Below are 25,619 nucleotides of genomic sequence, written 5' to 3' on the forward strand. Positions count from 1 at the left end.
GGTGCATGATCCGGAGGAAACAGAAATGACCTACGAAACGCTGCTGGTCGAAACACGCGGCCGCGTCGGCCTGGTGACGCTCAATCGTCCGCAGGCGCTGAATGCGCTGAACTCGACCGTGATGCGCGAGCTTGCTGCGGCGCTGAAGGCCTTCGACGCCGACAAGGAGATCGGCGCCGTGGTCCTCGCCGGCTCGGAGAAGGCCTTTGCCGCCGGTGCCGACATCAAGGAGATGCAGGCGCTCGATTTCGTCGACAGCTATCTCGGCGACTTCATCGGCGGCTGGGACCAGGTGGCGGCAGCTCGCAAGCCTTTGATCGCTGCCGTTTCCGGCTACGCGCTTGGCGGCGGCTGCGAGCTGGCGATGATGTGCGACTTCATCATTGCGTCCGAGACCGCGAAGTTCGGCCAGCCGGAAATCACCCTCGGCGTCATTCCCGGCATGGGCGGCTCCCAGCGCCTGACGCGCGCCGTCGGCAAGGCGAAGGCCATGGACCTGGTGCTGACCGGCCGGATGATGGATGCGGCCGAGGCCGAACGCGCGGGACTCGTTTCGCGTGTGGTGGCGCCGGAGAAATTGATGGAGGAAGTGCTCACTGCTGCCGAGAAGATCGCCTCCTTCTCGCTGCCCGCGGTGATGATGGCCAAGGAGGCCGTAAGCCGCTCGCTGGAGCTGACGCTTGCCGAAGGCCTGCGTTTCGAGCGTCGGCTCTTCCACTCGCTGTTTGCGACCGAAGACCAGAAGGAAGGCATGGCCGCCTTCGTTGCCAAGCGCAAACCGGAGTTCAAACATCGCTAGCCCAGAGCACGGCGCGCAGATTCTGGAAATTGCGCGTTGACGGGGCGGCGGTTTCCCGCTATACGCCGCCCTCAGTTTGGAACGCCATTCTGGGCTTTCCGGAAATACTCCCGAATTGCTTTGATGACAGGTCGCAGTGACCCGGCACGGCGAGGGGCGGAGTTCATGTCAGTTTTCGAAGAGAGGCACAAATGGCCAATACAACTTCGGCGAAAAAGGCGACCCGCAAGATCGCACGCCGCACCGCAGTGAACAAGGCCCGTCGTTCGCGCGTTCGCAACTTCATCCGCAAGGTTGAAGAAGCGATTGCAACCGGCGACCAGGCAGTTGCAGCCGCAGCGCTCAAGGCAGCTCAGCCCGAGCTGATGCGCGCAGCCACCAAGGGCGTCCTGCACGCCAACACTGCATCGCGCAAGGTTTCGCGTCTTGCACAGCGCGTAAAGTCGCTTTCGGCCTAATCCGGCTAAGAAAAATCTGTTAATCGAGAGCCCGGCCCTTGCGCCGGGCTTTTCGGATTCATACTTCTGTCATCGCGATGGTTAATCTGGCGGCTTGGGCTTATGTCAGTGCGATGACAAGATTTATATAATTATTTCAATGGCTTGTGAGAGGTCCTTATCAAAAGGATGTCTCTGACTGGGGGTCCGTTCGGCCCATTCTGAGTCAAGCGAATTTTTATTTTTTTTCTTTTTCGCCAGCTAAGCAAAGAGCGAAAAATCAAAACCCTTGATTCAACAGGGATTCTTCTCGGACTCGGAATGCGGCAAGCAAATGGCGGCCGGAGAGTCAACGGCCAGCGCTTAAGGTTGCGTAAAAATCGCGATTGATCTTGCCCATCGATCCTGCCTAAATGCCCTCCACAGGGGACACGGACCACATCTGTAAAAAGAAGCAAAAGAGGCCATTTCGAAGAAATGGTTTCGATGTTTCTGTCCTTTGTATCAGGGCGGCTCCGCGTCGTTCAATCAGACAAGTCGAAGGTGAAAAAACCGGATGGTTCATACCACTCCGGACGGGAAACTTTCGTCCTGTGATTGTGAGGCGGCCATCTGCAGCACCTGCGTCCGGTCGGACGCCTAGAGGTCGCTGCGGCGCTTTGACGGCTGCCTGTCTTGCCCTTTGATCGGCTACGACAAAGGAAAGATGCAGGAGGCCTCGATGGAGGGTGCAAGCGGCGCCCGACGCGAGGCCAAGGTCCAACGCGCGGCTCATCGCTTCGTACGAGGGTGCGACGAGCTGTTGACGAGGAGGAGGATCCGGTACGGCGCGGGAGCGCGTCGAAGGGATTGTTGACGAGAGGCGCGAGGGGACATCCTCCGGCCCAGCAGGGCAGGTGGGTGCGCGTAGCGCGCAGCGAGGCGGGAGATGAGGAGCCCGGCGTCGTCTGCGACTGTGACGTTCGGCGAAAGCGGCATGGCCCATACGGGCGCCGCGGGCGACGGACATAAGAGATGAGGCCGGCAGCGATGACGGCATCTGAACATGAATTGGAAGGCGGCAAAATGCAGATGAATTTGGTGACGGCGGGCGCACTTCAGAAAGAAGGAGACGCATTTCAAGCCGGAAGCAATCTATCTCAGGCGGCGGGGGAAAAAACCGACATGAGGCACGACGCACTGTTCGAGCGGGTAAGTGCGCGTCTCAAAGCTCAAGTCGGTCCGGATGTCTTTGCAAGCTGGTTTGGGCGTCTGAAGCTCCATTCCGTATCCAAGAGCGTTGTGCGCCTTTCGGTGCCGACCACGTTCCTGAAGTCCTGGATCAACAACCGTTATCTTGACCTCATCACCTCGATCTTCCAGCAGGAAGACGGCGAGATCATGAAGATCGAGATCCTGGTGCGCACGGCAACCCGTGGCGCCCGTCCGACCACCCAGGAAGAAGCGCTGCCGCAGGCGGCAGAAGCAGCTCCGGCTCAGCCCGCGCGCCGTCCGGCCGCAGCCCAGCCGGTGGCAACCGTTGCCGCGGCGACTGTCGCAAGCATGCAGAGGCCGACCCAGGCGCCGCTCTTCGGCTCGCCGCTCGACCAGCGCTACAATTTCGAAAACTTCGTCGAGGGTTCCTCGAACCGTGTGGCGCTTGCCGCCGCCCGGACGATTGCGGAAGCCGGCGCCGGTGCGGTGCGGTTCAACCCGCTCTTCATCCATTCAAGCGTCGGTCTCGGCAAGACGCACCTTCTGCAGGCGATTGCCATCCAGGCGCTGCAGAGCGCGCGTGCGCCGCGCGTCGTCTACCTGACGGCCGAATACTTCATGTGGCGTTTCGCCACCGCGATCCGCGACAACGACGCACTGTCCTTGAAGGAGTCGCTGCGCAACATCGATCTCCTGATCATCGACGACATGCAGTTCCTTCAGGGCAAGTCGATCCAGCATGAGTTCTGCCACCTGCTGAACATGCTGCTCGATTCCGCCAAGCAGGTCGTCGTCGCAGCCGACCGCGCACCGTGGGAACTGGAATCGCTCGACAGCCGCGTTCGTTCGCGTCTCCAGGGCGGCGTCGCCATCGAGATGGACGGCCCGGACTACGACATGCGCCTGGAAATGCTGAAGCGCCGCCTGGACACGGCCCGTCAGGACGACGGTTCGCTCGACATTCCTGGCGAAATCCTGAGCCACGTGGCACGCAACGTGACCGCCAGCGGCCGCGAACTGGAAGGTGCCTTCAACCAGCTCCTGTTCCGCCGCTCCTTCGAGCCGCAGCTCTCGCTCGAGCGCGTCGATGAATTGCTCGGCCACCTCGTCAACGCCGGCGAACCCCGCCGCGTGCGCATCGAGGACATCCAGCGCGTCGTCGCCAAGCACTACAACGTCTCGCGCCAGGAGCTCGTCTCCAACCGCCGCACCCGTGTCATCGTCAAGCCGCGCCAGATCGCGATGTATCTGTCGAAGACGCTGACGCCGCGCTCCTTCCCGGAGATCGGCCGTCGCTTCGGCGGACGCGACCACACGACCGTGCTGCACGCCGTGCGCAAGATCGAGGAGCTGATTTCGGGCGACACCAAGCTCAGCCATGAGATCGAGCTGCTGAAGCGCCTGATCAACGAATAGTCGAGGCGCATTGCCGCAAAAAAAGCCCGGGTTCGCCCGGGCTCTTTTGTTTTACCGGACCGCTTTCAGTGCCGGCTGCGGCGGACGCTTGGTCGCCGCATTCCCCACACCCTGCTCGGCTCGTGCCTGTTCGATGATCCAGGCGCGAAAGGCCGTGACCGGCGGGCGGTCGAGTGCGGCCGGCGGGTAGACGAGATGGTAGGCAAGCCCGGTCATCACGCCCTCAGGGAAGGGGGCTTCCAGCACACCCTCCGCAAGCTCGCGCGTGACCAGCGACAGGCGCACCAATGCAACGCCGTCGCCGGCCTTGGCCGCCTCGATCGCGCCGTTGCTGTTGACGAAGACCGGCCCTCGCCCGGCGTCCACCCCGTCGGCGCGCGCCGCATCCAGCCACAGCCTCCAATCCTGACGATGGACGTCGTGCAAGAGCACATGCGCGGCAAGGTCACCCGGCATGTCAAGTGGGTTCCTGGCGCGTAGTGCCGGGTGAAGGACCGGCACCGGGTCGTCATCGATCAATCGTTCGCTCACAAGACCGTCATAGCGGCCAAGCCCATGACGGATGGCGATGTCGACCCCATCGCTGTTGAAGTCGGTCAGCCGATTGGTGGTGCTGATGCGCACGTCGATGCCGGGTACCTGTAACTCGAAGGCGCCGATGCGCGGCACCAGCCATTGCGCGGCAAAGGTGGGCGTGCAGCTGACCGTCAGCACCGGCGCACGCTTGCGCGCCGTCAGTTCCTCGGTCGCCTCGCGCATCATTCGGAACGCGCGCCTGAGCGTTGCGAAATAGGTGCTGCCGTCCTCCGTCAGCGCCAACTGTCTCGGCCGGCGCTCAAACAGCGTCACTGCTAACGCCTGCTCCAGTTCGCGCACCTGCAGGCTGACGGCGCCAGGCGTCACGTTCAGTTCTTGCGCGGCCTTGGTAACGCTTAGATGTCGCGCGGTGGCCTCGAAGGCGCGAAGCGAGGCAAGCGAAGGAAGGTATGTCTGCATGGTTTAGCCAAACTCAATCATGCGGCGAGAAATGATCGTTTGTTCGAAGCTCAATATCCTGAGAATAATGGCACAAAGTCAAGATGGTCGATGCCATCACGGTTTAGCCTGACAAACAAACGAGGGTTAAGGCAATGACACAAGCAACGCAGGCCAAGGTCATGGGCGCCCGGGAATGGGGCATGTTGATCCTGCTCTCCATTCTGTGGGGCGGCTCCTTCTTCTTCATCGGCGTCGCCGTCAAGGCGTTGCCTCCGGTCACGATCGTGGCGCTCCGCGTCAGTCTCGCGGCGCTCGCGCTGCTCGCCTTCGTTCGACTGATGGGACTGTCGATGCCGCGCGACCCGCGCGTGTGGTTGGCTTTCTTCGGGATGGGGCTGCTCAACAATCTCATCCCCTTCTCGCTGATCGTCTGGGGGCAGACGCATATCGCAAGCGGCCTTGCCTCGATCCTCAACGCCACCACGCCGCTGTTCGGCGTGATCGTCGCGCATCTCCGGACCGATGACGAGAAGCTGACAGCCAACCGGTTTGCAGGCGTCGTCGTCGGCTTCCTCGGGGTTGCGATGATGATTGGCCCGGCAGCGCTCGGTGGGCTCGGTTCGAACCTGCTTGCCCAGGTCGCCGTGCTCGGCGCAGCGCTCTCCTATGCGCTCGCCGGTGTCTTTGCCCGCCGCTTCAAGCGCATGGGCGTGGTGCCGATCGTGACTGCGACCGGTCAGGTCTCGGCCGCAAGCATCATGCTGGTCCCGCTGTCGCTGCTGATCGATCATCCCTGGACGCTTCCCATACCCGGCTTCGACGTCTGGGCGGCGATCGTCGGCATCGCGCTGATTTCCACGGCGCTCGCTTACGTCCTGTTCTTCCGCATCCTGGAAACGGCCGGTGTCACAAACCTGATGCTGGTGACCTTCCTGATCCCGGTCAGCGCCATCCTGCTTGGCGCTTTGTTCCTCGGCGAAACGCTGGAACCCAAGCACTTCCTGGGCATGACCTTGATCGCGGCCGGTCTGGCGGCGATCGACGGGCGGCTTCTGCGCCTCTTTTCCCGACCGGCCATCGACACCAAGTTAGAGTGCCGCGACAACGCTTGAGCATTTCTGATTTGCACGCATTGCGGGCCGGTGGGCGAAAGCACCACCGGCCCTGTTTTTTTCATCCGGGTTGTCGGCTATTGCTTGCCGCCACCGTCTTTGTTTCAGGAGCTGGAGTTCCGATGCTTTACGCCGTGTTTTGCTACAATCAAGAAGATGTCACGAACGCCTGGACCAAGGAGCAGGACGAAAAAGTCATGCATGATCTGTTGGCCGTACAGAGCAAATATGCGGAGGCAGGCCGGCTTGGGCCGGTGGCGCGCTTGATGCCGACGACGGCGGCGACGACGCTCCGGCACAGTCACAGCGAGACGATCGTAATCGATGGCCCGTTTGCCGAAACGAAAGAGCAACTGCTCGGTTTCTATGTCATCGACTGTGCGTCTCTCGATGATGCGCTCGAGTTCGCCCGTGATCTGAGTTCTGCCAATCCGGCCGCCGGCTCCTATGAAATCCGTCCTCTTGCCATCTACAAACCCAGTGAGCTTGCTTCATGACAGACACAGCCTGGATAGACCTCGCTCTCGTTTCGGCCCGGCCGCAGGCCGTGGGCGCGCTGTTGCGCTATTTCCGCAACCTCGACACTGCCGAAGAAGCGTTTCAGGAGGCCTGTATCCGGGCTTTGAAGACCTGGCCGAAGAGCGGCCCGCCGCGCGACCCCGCCGCCTGGCTGATCTTCGTCGGCCGCAACAGCGGCATCGACAAGGTGCGCCGCCAGTCCCGCGAGACGGCGCTGCCGCCGGAGGAAATTCTTTCCGACCTCGAGGATCAGGAGGGCGCGCTCGCCGACCAGCTCGACGGCTCCCACTATCGCGACGACATTCTTCGCCTGCTGTTCGTCTGCAGCAATCCGGCGCTGCCGGCAACGCAGCAGATCGCGCTGGCGCTGCGCATCGTCTCGGGCCTTTCTGTCAAGCAGATCGCCCGCGCCTTCCTCGTCAGCGAGGCGGCGATGGAACAGCGGATCACGCGGGCCAAGTCGCGTGTCGCGGCCGCCGGCCTTGCCTTCGAGACCCCGGATGCGGCCGACCGGTCAGATCGGCTCGCCGCCGTCGCCACGATGATCTACCTCGTCTTCAACGAGGGCTATTCGGCGATGAACGGCCCGGAAAGCGTCTCGGCCGACCTGTGCCAGGAGGCGATCCGGCTCGGACGCCTGCTGCTTCAGCTTTTCCCGGCCGAGCCGGAGATCAAGGGGCTGACGGCGCTCATGATGATCCAGCATTCGCGGGCGCGCGCCCGCTTCGACGCCGATGGCGCCGTCATCCTGCTTGATGACCAGGACCGCAGCCTGTGGGACCGCTCGCTGATCGACGAGGCCTTGGCGCTGATCGACAGGGCGATGCAGTACCGCCAACCGGGCGCCTACCAGATCCAGGCGGCGATCGCGGCGCTGCATGCCCGCGCCGAGCGTGCGGATGAGACCGACTGGGCGCAGATCGACCTGCTCTACCAGGCGCTCGAGCGGCTGCAGCCCTCTCCGGTGATCACGCTCAATCGCGCAGTGGCGGTTTCGAAGCGTCAGGGGCCGGAAGTCGCGCTGGCGATGATCGCGCCCTTGGCGGAAAAGCTCTCCGGCTATTTCTATTTCCATGGCTTGAGCGGCCATCTCCTGAAGCAGCTCGGCAAGGTCCGCGAGGCGCGTGTGGCCTTCGACCATGCGATTGCGCTTGCGACCAACGCGGCCGAATGCGCTTACATCCGCATGCAGCTCGACAAGCTCGATGAAACGCCTGGTATCGAGATCTCCGAAAGAAAAATCTGACGGTGCCTGTCGGGATCCCTCATGCGCTTTCGTCCTTGGACCGAGAACGAAATCCAAGGAGAGAAATCAGTGACCACCAGCCTCGTTATGCCCGCCCCAACGGCAAAGTCGATCATCCTCGGCCGCTTCCTCAGCGGCGTGCTAGTTGCCTTCCTGATTTTCGATGCCGTCATCAAGCTTGTGCCGCTTGCTATCGTCACCGAAACCATGGTCGCGCTCGGCTATTCCGCCGACCAGGGTCTGGCGCGGCTGCTCGGCATTCTCACATTGTTGTGCACGGTGCTCTATGTGATCCCGCGCACCTCGATCCTCGGCGCCATTCTGCTCACCGGCTATCTCGGCGGGGCGATGGCGACGCATCTGCGGGCCGGCAGCCCGCTCTTCACCCATCTGCTTTTCGGCTTCTATCTCGGCGTGATCGCCTGGGGCGGCCTCTGGCTTCGAGATCCGCGGCTGCGCGCCCTCATTCCCTTCAGCAACTGACAGAAACGGAGCGCTCGAAAGACGACCATGACCAAAACAGTCAACGACTACATTGCCGGCCTCTCCGGTGTCCCGGCCGACGTGGCGAAGCGCCTGCATGGTGCCCTCTTGGCCACAGGCGCGCTCAATGACGTCGTCAAATGGGGCCATCCCATCTATGAGGCCGGCGGCGCGGTCTGTCTGCTCAAGGGGGCAAAGGATTACGTGACCTTCGGTTTCTGGCGCGGCGCCGAGATGCTTGATTTCGACGCACGCCTGGAGAAGGGCGGCGGCAAGGGCGACATGGCCTATATTCGCCTGCGCACCACCGATGACGTGGACGACGCTCAGGTCGCCCGGCTGGTGGCTAGGGGCATCGAGCTCAACCGGCTGAAGGGCGATCCGATGAAAGCCGCCTAGACGAAACAAACTTGCATCGTGGCCGAAGAAACAGAGCGCCTTTATCGGCTGCGATGCAATATCTCTTCACGGGAACAGGAATTCACGCCAGATCCCGCGAGGCAGCCATGATCCTCTACTATCAAACCCACTCTCCCTTCGCCCGCAAGGCGCTTGTCTTTGCTCACGAGATCGGCCTTGCCGACCGGCTGAAAGTCATCCACCACGAGACGAGCCCAACGCGGCGCAACGACGAGGTCTATGCCGAAAACCCGCTCGGCAAGGTTCCGGTGCTGTTGCGTGAGGGCGAAGAGCCGATCTTCGACAGCGATGTCATCTGCGCCTATCTCGATACGCTGCACGAGGGACGCAAGCGGATCCCCGAGGTCGGCGAACCTCGATGGCGGGCGCTGCGCATGCAGTCGGTGGCGCAGGTTCTTGCCCAGACCGGGATCGGCTTGCGCTGGGAGTGGGAGAGGCGCCCCGAACATCTGCGCTATCCGGAACTCGCCAAGGGCTACGAAGAAAAGATCGAGGCGACCTACGATTGGCTGGAGCAGACGTTATCGCCCGAGGAAGACGTGGATATCGGGCAGATCGCGCTGGCGACGGCACTGTCCTGGATGGCGTTTCGCAACCTGCCGTCGTTTCGCAACCGTCCGAGGCTGACCCGCTGGTTCGATGCATTCGAAGGCCGGCCGTCGATGCAGGCCACGCCGCTGTCAGGTGAAACGTTCGATTGAGTCTGTAGCCGGCGAAGACCGCCTGCCCTCAGGGGCAGGCGAGATCAGCGACCACGGCGTCGAGGATCAGCATGCCGGCCGGCGTGCAGCGCAGACGCGAATTGCCCAGCCGCTCGATGAAGCCGTGATCGATCAGGAACTGCTCGCGCTCCGGGTCCGGGTCGCGGCCGGACAGCGTCTGCCATCGCGCCAAGTCGACGCCTTCCTTGAGGCGCAGACCCATCAGCAACAACTCGTCGGACTGTGCTTCGAGATCGAGGGATTCCCGCTCGATCATGCCGTGACCATGGGTCTCGACGAGCCGCAGCCATTCCTCCGGCTTGCGCTCCGTAGAGGTCGCGATCTTGCCATTGCCGATGCCCAGGCGCCCGTGGGCGCCCGGGCCGATGCCGGCATAGTCGCCGTAGCGCCAATAGGTGAGGTTGTGCCGGCTCTCGGCACCCGGGCGGGCGTGGTTTGAAACTTCGTAGGCCGGCATGCCGATGGCGGCGGTAATGTCCTGCGTCGCCTCGTAAAGCACTGCCGACTGCTCGCCATCAGGCACGATCAGCTTGCCGGCCTTGTGCAGGCCGTAAAAGGGCGTGCCCTCCTCGATCGTCAGCTGGTAGAGCGACAGATGGTCGACCGCATAGGAGACGGCTTCCTTCAGCTCACGCTCCCATTCTTCGACCGTCTGGTTCGGACGGGCATAGATCAGGTCGAAGGACATGCGCGGGAAGATCTCGCGCGCCAGCCGGATCGCCTTCAGCGCGTCCTCGACATTGTGCAGCCGTCCGAGGAACTTCAGATCGCGGTCGTTCAGCGCCTGGACGCCGAGCGAGACGCGATTGACACCGGCAGCGCGGTAGCCGTGGAAACGCGTCGCTTCGACGCTCGACGGGTTCGCCTCCATGGTGATTTCGATGCCGTCGGGCACATGCCAATGGCGAGCGATGCCCTGGAGGATGGCATCGACCGTCGACGGCTCCATCAAGGACGGCGTGCCGCCGCCCATGAACACGCTGGTGACCGTGCGCGGGCCGGAGAGTTCGCGCACCTCTTCCATTTCCTTAAGGAAAGCTGCAACGAAACGCGGCTGGTCCACCGGCTGGTGGCGCACATGGCTGTTGAAGTCGCAATAGGGGCACTTGGCCGCGCAGAACGGCCAATGCACGTAGACCCCGAAACCGGGGTCCATGCCGTCACCGATCGCCGATAGCGTGGCAGTTTGCATTATTGCGTCTCTCATGGTCACTTTCAGTAGAGAGCGGGATGAGGAAAACCGCACGCACTTTTCCTCATCCCGCTCAGATCAGGCTCCGAGGCAGGTCTCGGCAAAGATCTTGAAGGCGCGGGCGCGGTGCGACAGAGCCTCTTCGTCACCCGGCTTCCAGCCGTGTTTCTCGTCGGCGCTCATCTCGCCGAAGGTGGTCTCGTAGCCCTTGGGCTGGAACACCGGATCGTAGCCGAAGCCCTGGCCGCCGCGCGGCGGCCAGACGACGAAACCTTCGACCTCGCCGCGGAAGAGCTCGACATGACCGTCCGGCCAGGCAAGGCAAAGAACCGAGACGAAACGGGCGGTGCGCTCGGAAGGCGTTTTGGCGCCTTTCTCCTGCAGCGCATCTTCGACCTTCTGCATGGCCATGGCGAAGTCGCGGCTGCCATCTTCGCGCTCGGCCCAGTTGGCCGTATAGACGCCGGGCGCTCCATCGAGCGCGTCGATCGCGAGACCAGAATCGTCCGAAAGTGCCGGCAGGCCGGAGGCCTTGGCCGAGGCGAGCGCCTTGATCGCGGCGTTCTCCTCGAAAGTGGTGCCGGTCTCGTCGGGCTCGATGAAGTTGAGGTCGGCCGCCGACTTCGCCTCGAAGCCGAGCGGGCCGATGAGATCGCGGATTTCGCGGATCTTGCCGGCGTTGTGGCTGGCGACGATCAGCGTCTTGTTGTCCAGTTTGCGCATGGTGTCTCGTTTCGTGTTCAGTCGATGGACCAGAGGCCCGGTTCCGCACATTCAAGGCTGTTGCCGGCCGGGTCGCGGAAATAGAAGGACCGCGCCCCATTCGGCCAGCGGGTGTCCGCTTCGATCGCGATGCCCGCCGCTTCCAGTTTCGCCTTCCAGGCGTCCAGCGCTGCGGCGGAAACCCGGAAGCACATGTGGCCCTGGCCGCTCGTGCCGTGCGGGATCGGCGGCTTCAGCGTTTCGGCCGGATTGAAAATCAGAAGCACGCCCGGTCCGCAGCGATAGAAGACGTGGCGGTTGCCGGCACGCGTGATCTTTGCGAGCCCGAGAATGCCACCGTAGAAGGCCTCGGCGGCATCGAGATCACCCACGTAAAGGGCGGTCTCGAGAATGCCTTCCAGCGCCGGGGCCATCTTGACGTTCCTTCCTCAGCCGGCGATCGCCTGCTTCTGCAGCGCGACCAGTTCGGCAATGCCGGTCTTGGCAAGGCCCATCAGGCTCGCGAATTCCTCTTCCGAGAACGGCTTGCCTTCGGCCGTGCCCTGGATCTCGACAATGCCGCCGGAGCCGGTCATAACGAAGTTGGCGTCGGTCTCGGCAGCGGAATCTTCGAGGTAATCGAGATCGATTACCGACTGGTTGGCGAAGATGCCGCAGGAAATGGCGGCGACGTGATCCTTCAGGACCTTCTCGACCTTGACCATGTTGCGGGCTTCCATCCACTTCAGGCAGTCGTGGAGCGCGATCCAGGCGCCGGTGATCGAAGCAGTGCGCGTACCGCCATCGGCCTGGATGACGTCGCAGTCGATCGAGATCTGGCGTTCGCCGAGAGCCGGCAGATCGACCACGGCGCGCAGCGACCGGCCGATCAGCCGCTGGATTTCCTGGGTGCGACCGCTCTGCTTGCCGCTGGCTGCCTCGCGCCGCATGCGCTCGCCGGTGGCGCGCGGCAGCATGCCGTATTCCGCCGTCACCCAGCCCTTGCCGCCATTGCGCAGCCAGGCCGGAACCTTTTCCTCAAGGCTTGCCGTGCACAGCACATGCGTGTCGCCGAACCGCACCAGACAGGAGCCTTCCGCATGCTTGGAAAAATTGCGCTCGAAAGAAACCTTGCGCATTTGATCGGTTTTTCTGCCGGATGGCCGCATCGTCAACTCCTATCGTATCTCGTGAGCCTTCTACTGCATAATTCCCTAAATCGAAATCGATTTAGGGACAAAATTATGCAGCAGTTTAAGGTGCTGCAGCGACCTTTGGCGCGTCCAAGGATGCGCGGCGCTGCAGAGCATGGCAGAGGTAAAGGGATCCGGTGGAAAGCCGGACATTCGACCGTTTTTTCCCTTTTGCCAACGGACCGCAGGGACACTATATTCCGGCCACGGCAGGATGTGCCTGCATATGTGGAGTGACATGGTACTGCGCAATCCCGGAGCAAAGGAAATCGCCGCGGCGCTCGACGAGCGCTCGGGCGAAATCTTCCGTCGCATCGTGGAGACCTATCTGACGAGCGGCGAGCCGCTTGGCTCGCGCAACCTGTCGCGGCTTTTGCCAATGGCGCTGTCGCCTGCCTCCGTGCGCAACGTGATGAGCGATCTCGAAGATCTCGGCCTCATCTATTCGCCGCATGTCAGCGCCGGTCGCCTGCCGACCCAGACGGGCCTGCGCTTCTTCGTCGACGCCTTCATGCAAGTCGGAAATCTATCGCCCGAAGATCGCGCCTCGATCGACCGCCATGTCCGGCGCGACGACCATACCCAGCCGGTCGATACGCTTTTGACCGAAGCGAGCCAGATGCTGTCGGGCATGTCGCGCGGCGCGGGTCTCGTCATCACCGCCAAGGCCGATCCGGTGCTGAAGCATGTCGAGTTCATCCGCCTGGCGCCGACCAAGGCGTTGGCCGTGCTCGTCGGCGAACATGACCAGGTGGAAAACCGCATCATCGAGCTGCCGGCCGGCGTCACCAGTTCGCAGCTCACGGAAGCGGCGAACTTCCTCAACGCCCATCTCGCCGGACAGACGATCGCCGAGGTGCGGGCGCAGCTCGAAAAGGTGAAATTGACGGTGCGCGGCGAGCTCGACGCGCTGTCGCAGGATCTTGTCGAGCGCGGTCTCGCCATCTGGTCGGGCAACGAGGGCGACGAGAAGCCGGCGCGCCTGATCGTGCGCGGCCGCGCCAACCTGCTCGAAGGCCTCGAGGGTGCCGAGGACATCGACCGGCTCAGAATGCTGTTCGACGATCTCGAAAAGAAGGACAGCATGATCGAGCTGCTCGATCTCGCCGAAAGCGGCCCTGGGGTGCGGATATTCATAGGCTCGGAAAACAAGCTGTTTTCGCTTTCCGGCTCGTCGTTGATCGTCGCGCCCTATCGCGATGGCGAGGACCGCATCGTCGGCGCCGTCGGCGTCATCGGGCCGACGCGGCTCAACTACTCGCGCATCGTTCCGATGGTCGATTATACCGCGCAGCTGATGTCGCGGCTTTCGCGCTAAGGGCGCTTTTAGTCGTTGCATGTCTCATTGATCGATCTCGATGAAGGACAAAGACATGCAGCAAATCAAAGTGCTACAGCGACCTTTGCGCGTCTGATAAGACGTGCGGCGCTGTAGGAGCGCGATTGAACCCTTGATTTTTCGGCCCCAAACCTCGATATCGGCTTCAAATCCAGTCCCTAAGCATTTTTGCTGAAACGCAGGCTCGCGCTTGCGGCGTGGAAATGCGAAGGACAATAGAGACGACACTGCGGAGAACGTCATGACCGACGATACGAACAAGCACGGACCCGAGGCCACCGACGAGGTATTCGACGCCGCACCGGACGCTACCGAGGCAGCAGCCGTTGCCGAGCCCGATCCGTTGGAACTCGCCCGGGCCGAAAGCGCCGAGCTGCGCGACAAGTACCTTCGGCTTGCCGCCGAAATGGACAACCTGCGCCGTCGCACCGAACGCGACGTCAAGGATGCCAAGTCCTACTCCGTCGCTGGCTTTGCCCGCGACATGCTGGCGGTATCTGACAACCTGCGCCGCGCACTCGATGCCATTCCGGCGGAAGCCAAGGAAGCCGGTGAGGCCGGTCTCAACACGCTGATCGAAGGCGTGGAGATGACCGAGCGCTCGATGCTCTCGGCGCTTGAGCGCCACGGCGTCAAGAAGCTGGAGCCGGAAGGCCAGAAGTTCGACCCGAACTTCCACCAGGCGATGTTCGAAATCCCGAATGCGGATGTGCCGAACAACACGGTGCTGCAGGTCGTCCAGGCCGGCTACACCATCGGCGACCGCGTCCTGCGCCCGGCCATGGTCGGCGTTTCCAAGGGCGGCCCCAAGGTCGTCGCTGGCGAAAACGGCGACGCGCCGACCGCCTGATCCTGCTGATCAGAATTCAACAAGAACGCCGCGCGAACTTCGCGCGGCGTTCTTGTTTGGGCTAAGCGTAGCGGTGTGCGTTCGTTCGGCGGCGCTATCCGAACAGTTGCTGCAGGTGATCGTTGAGGAAACGTCCCTCGGGATCGACCTTGGCCCTCAGTGCCCGGAAATCGCCCGCTCGGGGGTAGAGCGCCGTCACATCCTCGGCGCCGAGGAAATGCAGCTTGCCCCAGTGCGGCCGCGAACCGTACTGCCTGAGGATCGTGTCCACGTCCTTCAGATATTCCCAATAGTCGGTGCCCGGTTCGCCCGAGATCGAAAGCGTGATCGAATCCTGCTCGAAGAAGGGGCTGATCCAGCCGGTGTCGCCGGCGGTGAAGCGATACTCGATCGGGTAGATGCAGGTCGGGTGCTTTTCCAGCATCAGCTTGCGCACCGCCTTTACCGCTTCCTTGCCGTGGGCGACAGGCACCGCATATTCGAGCTCGTGGAAGTTCGGCACGTATTCGATCGGGTAGATCTCCGAGGAATAGGCGATCTTCTCGAACCCGCGCTCCATCGGCGCTTCCTCGGTGATGTCGATCACCTTCATCTCGCAGACGTCGGAGGTCTTGTCCGTGGTCGACACCGAGGCCGTGTCCGGCAGGCAGTAGCAGTGGCGGCTCTCCGGAACCGGGCACCAGAAGAAACCGAAATGGCGGTGCTTGGCGGCAAGCTCGTCGTGCTGTTCGATCATTTCGTCGAAGGTGCAGCGCCAGAGATTTTCATGCAGATTGTAGCTTTCCATCGCCTGTAATGTGATCTCCGAGATCACGCCGAGCATGCCGACCGAGACGCGTGCCGCCTCCAGCAGATCCGGCGTGGTCTCGTCGACCACGAGGATGCTGCCGTCGGGCTGCACCAGCCGCATGCCGACGATCTGCGAGGCCATGTTGCCGAGCCTGGCGCCGGTGCCATGTGTGCCGGTCGTCAGCGCGCCGGCTAGCGCCTGGCTGTCGATATCGCCCTGGTTGATCAGCGACAGGCCGTTCTCCTTCAGCACCTTGCCGAGCTGGTTGATGGTGGTGCCGGCCTTGACCGCCACGCGCTTGCGGGTGCTGTCGATGTTGACGACGCCCTGCATGCTCGAGAGTGTCAGCTGTAGCCCGCTGGTAAGCGCCACTGGCGTGAAGGAATGTCCGGAACCGGCGCAGCGAACGTTCAGCCCTTGCGCGGTTGCCTCGCGCACCATTTCGGCAAGTGCCGCCTCACTCTCCGGCGCGCCGCGATGGCGCACGATGCATGATTGGTTTCCGACCCAGTTGCGCCAGTGGCCACCTGCCTGAAGCATTTTCCCCTCCCTCAAACCGCGGTGAAGCAATTGTCGACGAACAGATGCGTGCCGTTGATGAAGCTCGCCTCGTCACTCGCCAGAAACAATGCCGCGTTCGCCACTTCCTTCGGATCGCACATGCGGCCCTGCTGCGCGGCGATCGCCGCTTCCGAAACGTCGACGCCGTATTTGCTGAGCCCGACGAGCTCGCGCTTGCCGTGGTCGGTGGCGATGAAGCCCGGGCAGACGGCGTTGCAGCGGATTCCGCGGTCGCGGAATTCCACGGCGATGGCGCGCGCGAACATGTGGCAGGCGCCCTTGGTGGTGTCATAGAGCACCTCCATCGGCGTTGCGGCCACGGCCGAAATCGACGAGGTGCAGACAATGCTGCCGCCGCCGGCCGCAAGCATGCCTGGCAGTACCGCCTTGGTCATCAGGAACATGCTGCGCACATTGACTGCCATCAGCCGGTCCCACTCGTCCTCCTCCGTTTCGAGGAAGGGACCGACGGCGAGGATGCCGGCGTGGTTGAAGAGCACGGTGATGGCGCCGAAGGCCGCTTCAACCGCCTTGACGGCGGACGTCACCTCGGCCGACACCGAGACGTCGGCCGGGGCAAAAATCGCCTCGCCGCCGTTGGCGCGGATCGAGGCGGCCACCTCTTCGCCTTTGCTGCGCGGCAGATCGACGATGCCGACCTTGGCGCCTTCGCGCGCGAAAAGTTCGGATGCGGCAAGACCGCAGCCGCCCGCGCCACCGCTGATCAGCGCCACCTTGCCTGAAAGCCTGCCTGCCATCTCAATCCTCCCCTTGGCGCATCCTTCGCAGCGGTCGCCGATGACGACCCGCGACGGATCCGGTTTCTCACTCCCCTGGAATTATTGTTGACGAGTGAGGGGCTGTCGATATCCCATGGGGGATACGTAGGGTTGGGGGATGACAAGGGAATGCTCGCAAGCGAGTCTGCCGATATCTCGGCGATGATTGGCCTGATCGGCACGGAGGATTTCGGCCGAGCGCTCGATCGGATGCTCCGATCGGTCACCGGCTTCGATCTCTCGGTCGCGTTTGCCTATCCTTACGATGCAAGGCCGATCGTCCTGCATGACGGCTATACGGCCAAGGTGTCGGCAAATGCGCTCTCCGCCTATCTCGGCGGCGCCTACCTGCTCGATCCCTTTTACGTCGCCTGTTGTGCCGGCCAGCCGGCAGGGCTCTGGCGAATGCGCGAGCTTGCGCCTGACCAGTTCTTCCTGTCCGACTTCTCGTCGTCGGCGGAAGTGCATCCCTGCGTGTCGATGGAATCCGGCGTTCTCGTCGAGGAGGTGGGCTTCGTTATCCCGCTCGATGGCGGCCTGCAGGCGACCTACTCGTTGATGCGCGGCCGCGGCGGCGAGCCTTTCAGCGAGACGGAGCTGGCCAGGCTGCGCGTCTACGAGCCGATCGTGCGCGAGGCCATCAGGTCGAACTGGCGCCAGCAGGGCCAGACGATTGCGCCGTCGCCCTCCGAGGAGGGCGACGATGCGATGGAGGCGGCGTTCGAAAGCCTGTGTTCAGATCGGCTGACCAAGCAGCAGCGCAACATCGTGCGCCTCATCCTTAGGGGCCACAGCAACCTGTCGATCGGCAAGGTGATGAACATCGCCGAGGGCACGGTTCGCATCCACCGCAAGAACATCTATCGCCGGCTCGGCATTTCGAGCCAGGGTGCCCTGTTCCGGATTTTCATTGATCATTTGAACGGGCGTCAGCTCTACTGATGCAGGCTTCGGGCGACTGTGCGCATCCTGCCGGATGCGCCCCGTTGTTCAAGCTCAGGCCGCGTGCGAGGTCGCGTCGTCGTCGAGCAGCGTGTAGATCGCGCTAGCGGAATCGCTCGAGCGGATCTTGGCGACCATGTCCTGGTCGCGAAGCACGCGGGCGATGCGCGACAGGGCTTTGAGGTGGTCCGCGCCGGCGCCTTCCGGAGCGAGCAGCAGGAATACGAGATCGACCGGCTGGTCGTCGAGCGCCTCGAAATCGACGGGCGTGTCGAGACGCGCGAAAATGCCGATGATCGAGGGGAGATTGTTGAGCTTGCCGTGCGGAATGGCGATGCCGTTGCCGACGCCGGTGGAACCAAGGCGCTCGCGCTGCAGGATCACGTCGAAGATTTCACGCTCGGGAACCCCGGTGATCTTAGAAGCTTTTGCCGCCAATTCCTGAAGGAGCTGTTTTTTCGAGTTGGCCCTCATGGCCGGGATGATCGCATTTTGATGCAGTAGACCTGCCAATGCCATTCTTTTGTCCTCGTTCGCCGGTTAGAGCCGGACAACATCATCACAAATGCGTCGCAATGGCTCTAACCATCTTTGTCATGGCGGATCCCATGCACAGAAAAGTCACATTTCCGGCCTGGCCGCTGAGTTGCGGGAGAGGGACGCCGGCACGCCGGCATCCCTCTTTTTTCGCTCATGCTTTGATATTGGCAGCATCGATCCAGCCAATATTTCCATCGTTGCGCCTGTAGACGATATTCAGTTCGGCCTTGCCGGGAGTGCGGAACATCAGGACGGGTTCGTCCGTCATGTCGAGCGCCATCACGGCGCTTGCGACAGACATCGTCCTTAATTGTTTCGAGCTCTCAGCCACGATGGTCGGCGCATAATCCTCGGGAACTTCGTCGTCCTCGAACGGCACCGAATCCATCACTGTGTAAGCCACCTCGGCAGCGTTCTGTCCGTTGCCGTTGTGGTGATCCTTCAGCTTGCGCTTGTAGCGACGCAGACGCTTTTCGATGCGATCCGACGCCGCGTCAAACGCAGCCTGTGGATCGTTCGCCTGGCCGTTCGCCTGCATTACCACGCCCGTATCGAGATGAAGCTTGCAGTCGGCGCTGAAGCGCGGCCCGGATTTTTCCACAGTGACCTGGCTTGAATATCCTCCGTCGAAATATTTGGTAACGGCCTGCTCGATCTGCTCGCCAATGCGGGCGCGGAACGAATCGCCGATTTCCATCTGTTTACCGGATACACGCACACTCATGGAGTTTCCTCTCTCGTTCGTGATTTGCGCAGCCAGTCTATTCCAAGCGGTCCCGTCATCCAAGCCTTTCAGACTTGCGAGCGCGCCTCTGTCGCAGCCACCGGTCGCACCGGAGGCTTCCGGGGTGAGCAGTCCCCGGCAATTGCGGCGGGCTCATATCGTCTGTGTCGGAGAGAGTCAATCGAAGGTCGCAAAAAAGTTAATGCGCCTTAACTTCCGGTGCTCAGAAACCGGCGGCCTTGGCGAGCGCGCGCTTCTCCCGCCGGCGCTGCACGGAGGAGGGGATGTTCATCGCTTCCCGGTATTTGGCGACCGTGCGCCGCGCGATATCGATGCCGGCCTTCTTGAGGACGTCGACGATGTCGTCGTCAGAAAGCACCGCCTCGGTGCTCTCCTCGTGGATCAGCGTGCGGATCTTGTGGCGCACGGATTCCGCCGAATGGCTGTCGCCACCCTCGGCCGAGCCGATCGAGACGGTGAAGAAATACTTGAGCTCAAACAGCCCGCGCGGCGTCAGCATGTACTTGTTCGAGGTGACGCGGCTGACGGTCGATTCATGCATCTTGATGGCGTCGGCGACGGTCTTGAGGTTCAGCGGCCTGAGGTGCCCGATGCCGTTGACGAGGAATGCGTCCTGCTGGCGCACGATCTCGGTGGCGACCTTCATGATCGTGCGGGCGCGCTGGTCGAGGCTGCGCGTCAGCCAGTTGGCATTTTGCAGGCATTCGTTGAGGAAGGCCTGGTCGGCGCTGTTTTTCTGCGTGCCGCGTGACACCGAAGCGAAGTAGTCCTGATTGACCAGAACGCGCGGCAGCGCATCCGGATTGAGTTCGACCATCCATGAGCCGTCGGGCGCTGCCCGCACGACGATATCGGGCACGATCGCCTCGCTGACGCTGGTCTCGAAGCTGGTGCCGGGCTTCGGGTCGAGCTTGCGGATTTCCGCCAGCATGTCGATCAGGTCTTCCTCGTCGACGCCGCAGATCTTCTTCAGCGTCGCGAAATCACGCCGCGCCAGGAGTTCGAGATTGGCAAGCAGCGCCTCCATTGCCGGATCGAGCCGGTCGCGGGCGCGCAGCTGGATGGCCAGACACTCGCCGAGCGAGCGGGCAAATACACCGGGCGGATCGAACTGCTGCAGCGTCAGCAGCACCCTGAGGACATCGGCATGGGCGGCGCCCAGCCGTTCGCCAACCTCGCCGAGGTCCGCCTGCAGGTATCCGGCGTCGTCGAGTTGGTCGATGAGGTGCTGCGCGATCAGTCGATCGGAAGGAGCCGGCAGCGCGAAGGGCAATTGCTCCAGAAGCGTTTCGCGCAGGCTCTTGCGGCCGGCGACGAAATCGTCGAGGTCGTAATCTTCGCCCTCGCCGCCGCCGGGCATCGATTTCCACTGGCCAAGCAGTTCCGGCGCATCGGCGCGTTGCGGCGTGGTGTCGTCCTGGAAGACATTGGCGAAATCGGCATCGAGCTGGTCGTCGAGCCGCTCGCCGCTTTGCGACGTGGCGCTGTCATAGAGATCCGCCTGGCCGCCGCCGTCGTCGCTTCCGCCTCTCTCGTCTCCGCCGGCCATCTCGCCCTGCTCCGGGGCGACCTGATCGTCATTTGCCTGAAATTCGAGCAGCGGGTTCTTTTCGACTTCCTGGGCGATGAACTGGTTGAGCTCAAGATGCGTCATCTGCAGCAGCTGGATCGACTGCATGAGCTGTGGCGTCATCACCAGAGACTGGGACTGGCGCAGATGAAGGCTGGCGGACAGGGCCATGCTGACGCGAAACTCCCGAGAAATCTCCAGGGGCCGCGGTGCTTCTCCGGTCGCCGGTCGGGCCCTTTTCTTAATTGGCCCAAAAATTGCTTATCGGAAAGGTTTGGTCAAGCGCGTTCGCGGGCGGAATCGCCCGCGAGGCGGTCTCAGAGGCTGAAATTGTCGCCGAGATAGAGCCGACGCACGTCAGGATTGGTGACAATGTCGTTGGCGCGACCATGCGTCAGCACTTCGCCGGCATGGATAATGTAGGCGCGATCGATGAGGCCGAGCGTCTCGCGGACATTGTGGTCGGTGATCAGCACGCCGATGCCGCGCGAGGTCAGGTGCCGGACAAGCGCCTGGATGTCGGCGACCGAGATCGGGTCGACGCCGGCAAAGGGCTCGTCGAGCAGCATGAAGGTGGGGTCGGTCGCAAGCGCACGGGCGATTTCCAGACGGCGGCGTTCGCCGCCGGAAAGCGCGATCGCCGGCGACTTGCGCAGATGCGTGATGTTGAACTCGCCGAGCAGGTCGTTGAGCTTGCTTTCGCGCCGCTCCAGGTTCTTGTCGTGAACTTCGAGCACGGCGCGGATGTTCTCCTCGACCGTCAGCCCGCGGAAGATTGACGCTTCCTGCGGCAGGTAGCCGACACCGAGGCGTGCACGCCGGTACATCGGCATGGTCGTCACGTCGTTGCCGTTGATCTCGATCGAGCCCTCGTCGACGGGGACGAGGCCGGTGATCATGTAGAAGCAGGTGGTCTTGCCGGCGCCGTTTGGCCCGAGCAGGCCCACGGCCTCGCCGCGCCGCACCACCAGCGACACGCCGTTGACGACCCGACGCTCGCGATAGGCCTTGGTCAGTCCGCGGGCAATCAGGGTGCCGTCATAGCGCGCCTTGTCGACCGCATGGCCGGAAGCGACCGCAGTGGTCGCCGACGGCTTGCGGACCCGTTTGCGCTTGTGGAGGAAGGGAAGTTGCACGAGCGGTCTACGTCAGTTCGTCTTGCGGGACTTCGGGTCGAGCTGAATCTGCACGCGGCCGCCGCAGGCTTCGAGCTGGGCCTCACCGGTTTCCATCTGGACGTTGAGCTGGCAGCCGACGAAGACGTTCTTGCCTTCGGAGAGGACGACCTTGTCGCCCTTGAGAACGAAGACCTGCTTGGTCATGTCGAACGAGCCGGTATCGGCCGTCGCCTGCTGCGTGCCGGAGCTCAGGAATACTTTCTCGCTGACCTCGATACGGTCGATGTCGGCGTCGCCGCTCGAAACCGAGCCGCCACCGGACTTGTAGAAGACGACCATATTGCCGGCCTGCAGCGTCGTCGTGCCCTGCACGACCTTGACGTTGCCGGTGAAAATCGCCTTGCTTTCCGGGTCCTTGATTTCGAGCTTGTCGCTCTCGATCTGGATCGGCTTGTCGTTGGACAGCTCAAGGCCCTTCATCTTGCTCGACGTGGCCTGCGCAAAAGCGCCGGAGGCAATAATCAAAGCGCCCGCTCCGGCAATGGCCAGGCTGGCGGAAATCTTGAAAAATGATGCGGTTGTGACCGACATGGAGTGCACCGGGTCCTATTTCGCGTTTTTGCGGATGGCGGCGGGCTCGACGTTGACCCTCACCATACCCTCGAAAATTACAATACGTCCCTTATCCGTCATTCGCAGCGTCTGCGCAATGATCGAACCACCCTTCATGCTGATCGCAACGGGCTGCTTCGTTTCCATCTCGCCGGCATTGATGTCCAGATAGGCCGACTGGAAGTCGGCGTTGATGCCATTATTGACGGAAATGGTGAACGGGGCGTTCATGTCGAGCGTGTTGGCGCCGCGATCATAGATGCCGTTGGTCGCGTCAACGGTCGCTATCATCGAATCCTTCATCGGCATTTCTGCGTGGATCGTCTGCAGCGTGATGATGTCGGGGTTGGCGATATCCTGAAGCGCCCGCTGGGCCTTCATCGAGTAGCTGATGCCCTGCTTGTTGCGACCGGAGATCGCCGGATTCTTCATGACGATCTTGCCGTCCTCGATCGTCGCGGTCTCGATCTGCAGGTCGACGGGCATGAAAGCGCGCACGAAGGACACGGCGGCAAAAATGACGGCAATGACGCCGGCGATGATCGGCAGGATGATCTTCAGGCGGCGCACGCGCGCGGAATGCCGTGCGGCGAGCGCATAGGCGTCGGCGGAGCTCGCACCCGTATCGGCAAAGATGCCCGGGGCTGGCGCGTGGTTCAACATGGAAGGGCCTGTCGGTTCTACTGCTTTTGTCGCTGACCCAACGTGGGGGTCATTTACATACATTGGTGTAAGTCGTCGCAAATATGGATATTTTTTGCTGACGCACAATGGCGCCGCAAAAAAACTCGGGTGAAGCGCAAAAACGCCAGCCGCGGCTTTCAACCGTGGTCAAGCGCGTCTATGGAATATGCCTCTTCGCGCGCAGATAGCACGTTCCCGCGGAAACTGACAGAAGCAGCGCCAACAAATCGGGAGAAACCCACATGGACGAACTCGCCATCGCCGATCGCCGCAGCCTGCGCCGGAAGTTGAGCTTCTGGCGCTTTGTGGTCGCGGGGCTGCTTCTCCTCGTCGCGCTCGCGATCTTTGCCTGGTCCGGGGCTGCCGACGACGTCGGCCACAACAGGCAGCATGTGGCGCGCGTTGCCATCACCGGCCTGATCCAGGATGACCGCGAACTGCTCGAGCGCCTGCAAAAGATTGCCGACAACGATAGCGTCAAGGCACTGGTGGTGACCATTTCGTCGCCGGGCGGCACCACCTATGGCGGCGAGGTTATCTATAAGGCGATCCGCAAGGTGGCGGCCAAGAAGCCGGTCGTTTCCGACGTGCGCACGCTTGCCGCCTCGGCGGGCTACATGATCGCGCTCGGCGGCGATACGATCGTTGCCGGTGAGAGCTCGATCACCGGCTCCATCGGCGTCATCTTCCAGTATCCGCAGGTCAAGGAGTTGATGGACAAGCTCGGCGTCTCCCTGGAATCGATCAAGTCGCGGCCGCTGAAAGCGGAACCTTCGCCCTTCCATCCGGCGAGCGACGAGGCGAAGGCCATGATCCAGTCGATGATTGACGACAGCTACGCCTGGTTCGTCGACCTGGTTGCCGACCGCCGCAAGTTGCCGCGTCCCGATGCGTTGCTGCTCGCCGACGGACGCATTTTCACTGGCCGCCAGGCGCTGAAGGCCAAGCTCGTCGACAAGCTCGGCGGCGAGGACGAAATTCGCGCCTTCCTCACGGAGAAAAAGGTGTCGAAGGACCTGCCGATCGTCGATTGGGAAGCCCCCCGCAAGACCCTGCCTTTTGGCCTCGGCGCGCTGGTCGGCAACTGGATCAAGATGTTGGGATATGACGCTTTTCCGGCAATGAGCGGGCTCGAAAAAATTGCAGGCGACAAGTTGTTTCTTGACGGTCTTGTTTCGGTTTGGCAGGTTGATGGCCAATGAGCAAGGCGACATATACCCAGCCTGAGCCGTCGAGCGATGTCGGTGATTTTGCAAATGCCGCGCACCGCCTTGCGGAAATCACAATGCAGACCGAAAAAGCAAAACAAACAAGAATTTGAGGGGGCGACAGTGATCAAGTCAGAACTGGTGCAGATTGTTGCGGCTCGCAATCCGCATCTCTACCACCGCGACGTCGAAAATATCGTCAACGCGGTCCTCGATGAGATCACCGACGCGCTCGCCGCAGGCAACCGGGTCGAACTGCGTGGCTTCGGCGCCTTCTCGGTCAAGAACCGGCCGTCGCGGTCCGGGCGCAACCCGCGCACCGGCGATTCCGTTTTTGTCGAGGAAAAATGGGTGCCGTTTTTCAAGACCGGCAAGGAACTGCGCGAGCGCCTCAACCCGGGCATGAACGGCGAAGACGAGGATTGATCATCCTTGGCGGTCGCCAGAGACCCCTAACGACCCCTTTAAACGAGGCCCGTTGCCGGCAAGCGTCCGGCAAAGCGCACGGGCGTCGGCGAGATGGAGCGATTGAATGTTCAAGAAACTGATCAACATCGTTGTTCTCGTGCCGGTCGCTATCATCCTGATTGTGCTGAGCGTGGCCAACCGCCAGAGCGTAACGCTGGCGCTGAACCCCTTCCGGCCGGAAGACAGCGTGCTTTCCGTGAGCGCGCCGTTCTTCGTCTTCCTGTTCCTTGCGGTCATCGTCGGCGTCATCCTCGGTGCCGCCGCGACCTGGTTCAGCCAGGGCAAGTACCGGCGGCGCGCGCGCAACGAGGCGAACGAAGCAGTGAAGTGGCACCGCGAGGCGGAGAAACACCGCAGCCAGGCGGAAAAGCTCGCAACCCAGGCGACGCTCGCAGCGCCGCAGAACTGATCAGAAGTTCACAAGCCTGCGAAGACCGAGACGGGGCGCCCGTTCGGTCCGCGTCGCCTCTTTAGCTGGCAGCTTCCGCCGTACCGCCGACGGCGGCGCTAAAATCGGCGAAGAATTGCTGCGCCAGTTTCTTGGCGGTTGAGTCGATCAGGCGCGAGCCGAGCTGCGCGAGCTTGCCACCGATCTCCGCCTTGACGTCGTAATGCAGCACCGTTTCGTCACCGTCCTCTGTTAAGGCGACGTCGGCGCCGCCCTTGGCAAAGCCGGCGATGCCGCCCTTTCCTTCGCCCGAGATCGTATAGCTCTGCGGCGGATTGAGATTGGAGAGCACGACATTGCCGGTGAAGGAGGCCGAGACCGGGCCGATCTTGATCTTCACCACGGCCGCAAGCTCGGTTGGCGACGTCATCTCCAGCGACTGGCACCCGGGAATGCATCGCTTGAGGATTTCCGGGTCGTTGAGGCCGCGCCACACCGCGTCGCGCCCAGCCGCAATCCGCTCTTCGCCGGTCATGTCCATGCGTTTTCCTCCCCCCATGCGACGCCGCGCGCCCGATATCGACGCGCAAATGTCGCTTCGACACACTAGAC

Annotated in this window: 29 protein-coding genes; 15 read left to right on the plus strand and 14 right to left on the minus strand. The window is 62.4% G+C overall.

Annotated features, from left to right (window positions below; genetic code table 11):
- Window positions 1-25: 25 nt before the first annotated feature.
- The 3 genes from IB263_RS01565 to dnaA all read left to right on the plus strand — a co-directional run bounded on the left by IB263_RS01565 (window position 26) and on the right by dnaA (window position 3,846).
- A complete protein-coding gene (locus tag IB263_RS01565; protein WP_060580650.1) occupies window positions 26-799 on the plus strand; it encodes an enoyl-CoA hydratase in 774 nt (257 codons plus the stop codon).
- A gap of 191 nt (window positions 800-990) precedes the next feature.
- Window positions 991-1,257: a 30S ribosomal protein S20 gene (rpsT, locus tag IB263_RS01570; protein WP_034797494.1), complete on the plus strand. Its 267-nt coding sequence runs from the start codon at window positions 991-993 to the stop codon at window positions 1,255-1,257.
- A gap of 1,143 nt (window positions 1,258-2,400) precedes the next feature.
- Complete coding sequence (gene dnaA, locus IB263_RS01575; protein ID WP_060519887.1) at window positions 2,401-3,846, plus strand: chromosomal replication initiator protein DnaA; 1,446 nt, start codon at window positions 2,401-2,403, stop codon at window positions 3,844-3,846.
- 51 nt (window positions 3,847-3,897) lie between these two features.
- Here dnaA and gcvA read toward each other — a convergent pair whose 3' ends face one another.
- A complete protein-coding gene (gcvA, locus tag IB263_RS01580) occupies window positions 3,898-4,842 on the minus strand; it encodes a transcriptional regulator GcvA (protein WP_127888784.1) in 945 nt (314 codons plus the stop codon).
- Window positions 4,843-4,976: 134 nt separating this feature from the next.
- Here gcvA and IB263_RS01585 point away from each other — a divergent pair, with 134 nt between their 5' ends.
- The 6 genes from IB263_RS01585 (at window position 4,977) to IB263_RS01610 (ending at window position 9,305) form a co-directional block, all read left to right on the plus strand.
- Window positions 4,977-5,936, plus strand: a complete 960-nt coding sequence (locus IB263_RS01585; protein ID WP_246810945.1) for a DMT family transporter — start codon at window positions 4,977-4,979, stop codon at window positions 5,934-5,936.
- A gap of 122 nt (window positions 5,937-6,058) precedes the next feature.
- Window positions 6,059-6,433, plus strand: coding sequence for a YciI family protein (locus tag IB263_RS01590; protein WP_034797485.1), 375 nt, complete (start codon window positions 6,059-6,061; stop codon window positions 6,431-6,433).
- The gene (locus IB263_RS01595) at window positions 6,430-7,701 is read left to right on the plus strand and encodes an RNA polymerase sigma factor (RefSeq protein WP_034797482.1); all 1,272 of its coding nucleotides are present in this window, start codon (window positions 6,430-6,432) and stop codon (window positions 7,699-7,701) included. Before IB263_RS01590 ends, IB263_RS01595 begins: the two co-directional genes overlap by 4 nt.
- An 87-nt stretch (window positions 7,702-7,788) precedes the next feature.
- Complete coding sequence (locus tag IB263_RS01600) at window positions 7,789-8,184, plus strand: DoxX family protein (RefSeq protein ID WP_192356877.1); 396 nt, start codon at window positions 7,789-7,791, stop codon at window positions 8,182-8,184.
- Between the two features lie 27 nt (window positions 8,185-8,211).
- Window positions 8,212-8,583 carry a DUF1801 domain-containing protein gene (locus tag IB263_RS01605; RefSeq protein ID WP_192437429.1) on the plus strand — a complete coding sequence of 124 codons (372 nt, stop codon included), beginning with the start codon at window positions 8,212-8,214 and terminating at the stop codon, window positions 8,581-8,583.
- A 107-nt stretch (window positions 8,584-8,690) separates the two neighbouring features.
- Window positions 8,691-9,305 carry a glutathione S-transferase family protein gene (locus IB263_RS01610; RefSeq protein WP_060580653.1) on the plus strand — a complete coding sequence of 205 codons (615 nt, stop codon included), beginning with the start codon at window positions 8,691-8,693 and terminating at the stop codon, window positions 9,303-9,305.
- A 28-nt stretch (window positions 9,306-9,333) separates the two neighbouring features.
- On the opposite strand, the gene hemW is transcribed toward IB263_RS01610, so the two are convergent.
- The 4 genes from hemW to rph form a co-directional block, all read right to left on the minus strand.
- The gene (hemW, locus tag IB263_RS01615) at window positions 9,334-10,518 is read right to left on the minus strand and encodes a radical SAM family heme chaperone HemW (protein ID WP_060580654.1); all 1,185 of its coding nucleotides are present in this window, start codon (window positions 10,516-10,518) and stop codon (window positions 9,334-9,336) included.
- 78 nt (window positions 10,519-10,596) lie between these two features.
- The gene (rdgB, locus tag IB263_RS01620) at window positions 10,597-11,241 is read right to left on the minus strand and encodes an RdgB/HAM1 family non-canonical purine NTP pyrophosphatase (RefSeq protein ID WP_034797474.1); all 645 of its coding nucleotides are present in this window, start codon (window positions 11,239-11,241) and stop codon (window positions 10,597-10,599) included.
- Window positions 11,242-11,258: 17 nt separating this feature from the next.
- Window positions 11,259-11,654 carry a VOC family protein gene (locus tag IB263_RS01625; RefSeq protein WP_113505715.1) on the minus strand — a complete coding sequence of 132 codons (396 nt, stop codon included), beginning with the start codon at window positions 11,652-11,654 and terminating at the stop codon, window positions 11,259-11,261.
- 15 nt (window positions 11,655-11,669) lie between these two features.
- On the minus strand, window positions 11,670-12,389 hold the full coding sequence (gene rph, locus IB263_RS01630) for a ribonuclease PH (RefSeq protein WP_034797469.1): 720 nt from the start codon (window positions 12,387-12,389) through the stop codon (window positions 11,670-11,672).
- 262 nt (window positions 12,390-12,651) lie between these two features.
- On the opposite strand from rph, the gene hrcA reads away from it, so the two are divergent.
- Both hrcA and grpE read left to right on the plus strand, forming a co-directional pair.
- A complete protein-coding gene (gene hrcA, locus IB263_RS01635) occupies window positions 12,652-13,731 on the plus strand; it encodes a heat-inducible transcriptional repressor HrcA (RefSeq protein ID WP_034797467.1) in 1,080 nt (359 codons plus the stop codon).
- Window positions 13,732-13,993: 262 nt separating this feature from the next.
- Complete coding sequence (gene grpE, locus IB263_RS01640; RefSeq protein WP_113505728.1) at window positions 13,994-14,602, plus strand: nucleotide exchange factor GrpE; 609 nt, start codon at window positions 13,994-13,996, stop codon at window positions 14,600-14,602.
- Between the two features lie 94 nt (window positions 14,603-14,696).
- On the opposite strand, the gene IB263_RS01645 is transcribed toward grpE, so the two are convergent.
- Both IB263_RS01645 and IB263_RS01650 read right to left on the minus strand, forming a co-directional pair.
- Entirely contained in the window at window positions 14,697-15,932 is a 1,236-nt protein-coding gene (locus IB263_RS01645) for a D-arabinono-1,4-lactone oxidase (RefSeq protein WP_113505716.1), read from the minus strand.
- Between the two features lie 11 nt (window positions 15,933-15,943).
- Window positions 15,944-16,711, minus strand: a complete 768-nt coding sequence (locus IB263_RS01650; protein WP_060519753.1) for an SDR family NAD(P)-dependent oxidoreductase — start codon at window positions 16,709-16,711, stop codon at window positions 15,944-15,946.
- A gap of 150 nt (window positions 16,712-16,861) precedes the next feature.
- On the opposite strand from IB263_RS01650, the gene IB263_RS01655 reads away from it, so the two are divergent.
- Window positions 16,862-17,674 carry a helix-turn-helix transcriptional regulator gene (locus tag IB263_RS01655; RefSeq protein ID WP_192437431.1) on the plus strand — a complete coding sequence of 271 codons (813 nt, stop codon included), beginning with the start codon at window positions 16,862-16,864 and terminating at the stop codon, window positions 17,672-17,674.
- Window positions 17,675-17,728: 54 nt separating this feature from the next.
- On the opposite strand, the gene ptsN is transcribed toward IB263_RS01655, so the two are convergent.
- The 6 genes from ptsN to lptC all read right to left on the minus strand — a co-directional run bounded on the left by ptsN (window position 17,729) and on the right by lptC (window position 22,922).
- The gene (gene ptsN, locus IB263_RS01660; protein WP_034797457.1) at window positions 17,729-18,193 is read right to left on the minus strand and encodes a PTS IIA-like nitrogen regulatory protein PtsN; all 465 of its coding nucleotides are present in this window, start codon (window positions 18,191-18,193) and stop codon (window positions 17,729-17,731) included.
- A 172-nt stretch (window positions 18,194-18,365) separates the two neighbouring features.
- Window positions 18,366-18,938, minus strand: coding sequence for a ribosome hibernation-promoting factor, HPF/YfiA family (hpf, locus tag IB263_RS01665; RefSeq protein WP_034797455.1), 573 nt, complete (start codon window positions 18,936-18,938; stop codon window positions 18,366-18,368).
- Between the two features lie 223 nt (window positions 18,939-19,161).
- Window positions 19,162-20,700, minus strand: coding sequence for an RNA polymerase factor sigma-54 (gene rpoN, locus IB263_RS01670; protein ID WP_060607297.1), 1,539 nt, complete (start codon window positions 20,698-20,700; stop codon window positions 19,162-19,164).
- A gap of 146 nt (window positions 20,701-20,846) precedes the next feature.
- Window positions 20,847-21,665, minus strand: coding sequence for an LPS export ABC transporter ATP-binding protein (gene lptB / locus IB263_RS01675; protein WP_034797451.1), 819 nt, complete (start codon window positions 21,663-21,665; stop codon window positions 20,847-20,849).
- Window positions 21,666-21,677: 12 nt separating this feature from the next.
- Window positions 21,678-22,238, minus strand: a complete 561-nt coding sequence (locus IB263_RS01680; RefSeq protein WP_034797449.1) for an LptA/OstA family protein — start codon at window positions 22,236-22,238, stop codon at window positions 21,678-21,680.
- 15 nt (window positions 22,239-22,253) lie between these two features.
- Complete coding sequence (lptC, locus tag IB263_RS01685; protein ID WP_034797447.1) at window positions 22,254-22,922, minus strand: LPS export ABC transporter periplasmic protein LptC; 669 nt, start codon at window positions 22,920-22,922, stop codon at window positions 22,254-22,256.
- Between the two features lie 263 nt (window positions 22,923-23,185).
- Between lptC and sppA the strand changes: the two genes are divergently transcribed.
- The 3 genes from sppA (at window position 23,186) to IB263_RS01700 (ending at window position 25,028) form a co-directional block, all read left to right on the plus strand.
- Window positions 23,186-24,145: a signal peptide peptidase SppA gene (gene sppA, locus IB263_RS01690; protein WP_034797445.1), complete on the plus strand. Its 960-nt coding sequence runs from the start codon at window positions 23,186-23,188 to the stop codon at window positions 24,143-24,145.
- A 54-nt stretch (window positions 24,146-24,199) separates the two neighbouring features.
- The gene (locus tag IB263_RS01695) at window positions 24,200-24,577 is read left to right on the plus strand and encodes an integration host factor subunit beta (protein ID WP_226020731.1); all 378 of its coding nucleotides are present in this window, start codon (window positions 24,200-24,202) and stop codon (window positions 24,575-24,577) included.
- Window positions 24,578-24,683: 106 nt separating this feature from the next.
- Window positions 24,684-25,028, plus strand: a complete 345-nt coding sequence (locus IB263_RS01700) for a lipopolysaccharide assembly protein LapA domain-containing protein (RefSeq protein WP_034797442.1) — start codon at window positions 24,684-24,686, stop codon at window positions 25,026-25,028.
- A gap of 61 nt (window positions 25,029-25,089) precedes the next feature.
- Here IB263_RS01700 and IB263_RS01705 read toward each other — a convergent pair whose 3' ends face one another.
- Complete coding sequence (locus IB263_RS01705; protein WP_112770621.1) at window positions 25,090-25,548, minus strand: carbon monoxide dehydrogenase subunit G; 459 nt, start codon at window positions 25,546-25,548, stop codon at window positions 25,090-25,092.
- Window positions 25,549-25,619: the final 71 nt, after the last annotated feature.

Source organism: Ensifer sp. ENS03, assembly GCF_014852035.1.
GTDB lineage: Bacteria > Pseudomonadota > Alphaproteobacteria > Rhizobiales > Rhizobiaceae > Ensifer > Ensifer adhaerens.

Excerpts from the sequence above, each read along its gene's own strand:
- IB263_RS01565 (WP_060580650.1), top strand. The coding sequence starts at position 26 with ATGACCTACGAAACGCTGCTGGTCGAAACACGCGGCCGCGTCGGCCTG.
- rpsT (WP_034797494.1), top strand. The coding sequence starts at position 991 with ATGGCCAATACAACTTCGGCGAAAAAGGCGACCCGCAAGATCGCACGC.
- dnaA (WP_060519887.1), top strand. The coding sequence starts at position 2,401 with ATGAGGCACGACGCACTGTTCGAGCGGGTAAGTGCGCGTCTCAAAGCT.
- gcvA (WP_127888784.1), bottom strand. The coding sequence starts at position 4,842 with ATGCAGACATACCTTCCTTCGCTTGCCTCGCTTCGCGCCTTCGAGGCC.
- IB263_RS01585 (WP_246810945.1), top strand. The coding sequence starts at position 4,977 with ATGACACAAGCAACGCAGGCCAAGGTCATGGGCGCCCGGGAATGGGGC.
- IB263_RS01590 (WP_034797485.1), top strand. The coding sequence starts at position 6,059 with ATGCTTTACGCCGTGTTTTGCTACAATCAAGAAGATGTCACGAACGCC.
- IB263_RS01595 (WP_034797482.1), top strand. The coding sequence starts at position 6,430 with ATGACAGACACAGCCTGGATAGACCTCGCTCTCGTTTCGGCCCGGCCG.
- IB263_RS01600 (WP_192356877.1), top strand. The coding sequence starts at position 7,789 with ATGCCCGCCCCAACGGCAAAGTCGATCATCCTCGGCCGCTTCCTCAGC.
- IB263_RS01605 (WP_192437429.1), top strand. The coding sequence starts at position 8,212 with ATGACCAAAACAGTCAACGACTACATTGCCGGCCTCTCCGGTGTCCCG.
- IB263_RS01610 (WP_060580653.1), top strand. The coding sequence starts at position 8,691 with ATGATCCTCTACTATCAAACCCACTCTCCCTTCGCCCGCAAGGCGCTT.
- hemW (WP_060580654.1), bottom strand. The coding sequence starts at position 10,518 with ATGCAAACTGCCACGCTATCGGCGATCGGTGACGGCATGGACCCCGGT.
- rdgB (WP_034797474.1), bottom strand. The coding sequence starts at position 11,241 with ATGCGCAAACTGGACAACAAGACGCTGATCGTCGCCAGCCACAACGCC.
- IB263_RS01625 (WP_113505715.1), bottom strand. The coding sequence starts at position 11,654 with ATGGCCCCGGCGCTGGAAGGCATTCTCGAGACCGCCCTTTACGTGGGT.
- rph (WP_034797469.1), bottom strand. The coding sequence starts at position 12,389 with ATGCGGCCATCCGGCAGAAAAACCGATCAAATGCGCAAGGTTTCTTTC.
- hrcA (WP_034797467.1), top strand. The coding sequence starts at position 12,652 with ATGGTACTGCGCAATCCCGGAGCAAAGGAAATCGCCGCGGCGCTCGAC.
- grpE (WP_113505728.1), top strand. The coding sequence starts at position 13,994 with ATGACCGACGATACGAACAAGCACGGACCCGAGGCCACCGACGAGGTA.
- IB263_RS01645 (WP_113505716.1), bottom strand. The coding sequence starts at position 15,932 with ATGCTTCAGGCAGGTGGCCACTGGCGCAACTGGGTCGGAAACCAATCA.
- IB263_RS01650 (WP_060519753.1), bottom strand. The coding sequence starts at position 16,711 with ATGGCAGGCAGGCTTTCAGGCAAGGTGGCGCTGATCAGCGGTGGCGCG.
- IB263_RS01655 (WP_192437431.1), top strand. The coding sequence starts at position 16,862 with ATGCTCGCAAGCGAGTCTGCCGATATCTCGGCGATGATTGGCCTGATC.
- ptsN (WP_034797457.1), bottom strand. The coding sequence starts at position 18,193 with ATGGCATTGGCAGGTCTACTGCATCAAAATGCGATCATCCCGGCCATG.
- hpf (WP_034797455.1), bottom strand. The coding sequence starts at position 18,938 with ATGAGTGTGCGTGTATCCGGTAAACAGATGGAAATCGGCGATTCGTTC.
- rpoN (WP_060607297.1), bottom strand. The coding sequence starts at position 20,700 with ATGGCCCTGTCCGCCAGCCTTCATCTGCGCCAGTCCCAGTCTCTGGTG.
- IB263_RS01680 (WP_034797449.1), bottom strand. The coding sequence starts at position 22,238 with ATGTCGGTCACAACCGCATCATTTTTCAAGATTTCCGCCAGCCTGGCC.
- lptC (WP_034797447.1), bottom strand. The coding sequence starts at position 22,922 with ATGTTGAACCACGCGCCAGCCCCGGGCATCTTTGCCGATACGGGTGCG.
- sppA (WP_034797445.1), top strand. The coding sequence starts at position 23,186 with ATGGACGAACTCGCCATCGCCGATCGCCGCAGCCTGCGCCGGAAGTTG.
- IB263_RS01695 (WP_226020731.1), top strand. The coding sequence starts at position 24,200 with ATGCCGCGCACCGCCTTGCGGAAATCACAATGCAGACCGAAAAAGCAA.
- IB263_RS01700 (WP_034797442.1), top strand. The coding sequence starts at position 24,684 with ATGTTCAAGAAACTGATCAACATCGTTGTTCTCGTGCCGGTCGCTATC.
- IB263_RS01705 (WP_112770621.1), bottom strand. The coding sequence starts at position 25,548 with ATGGACATGACCGGCGAAGAGCGGATTGCGGCTGGGCGCGACGCGGTG.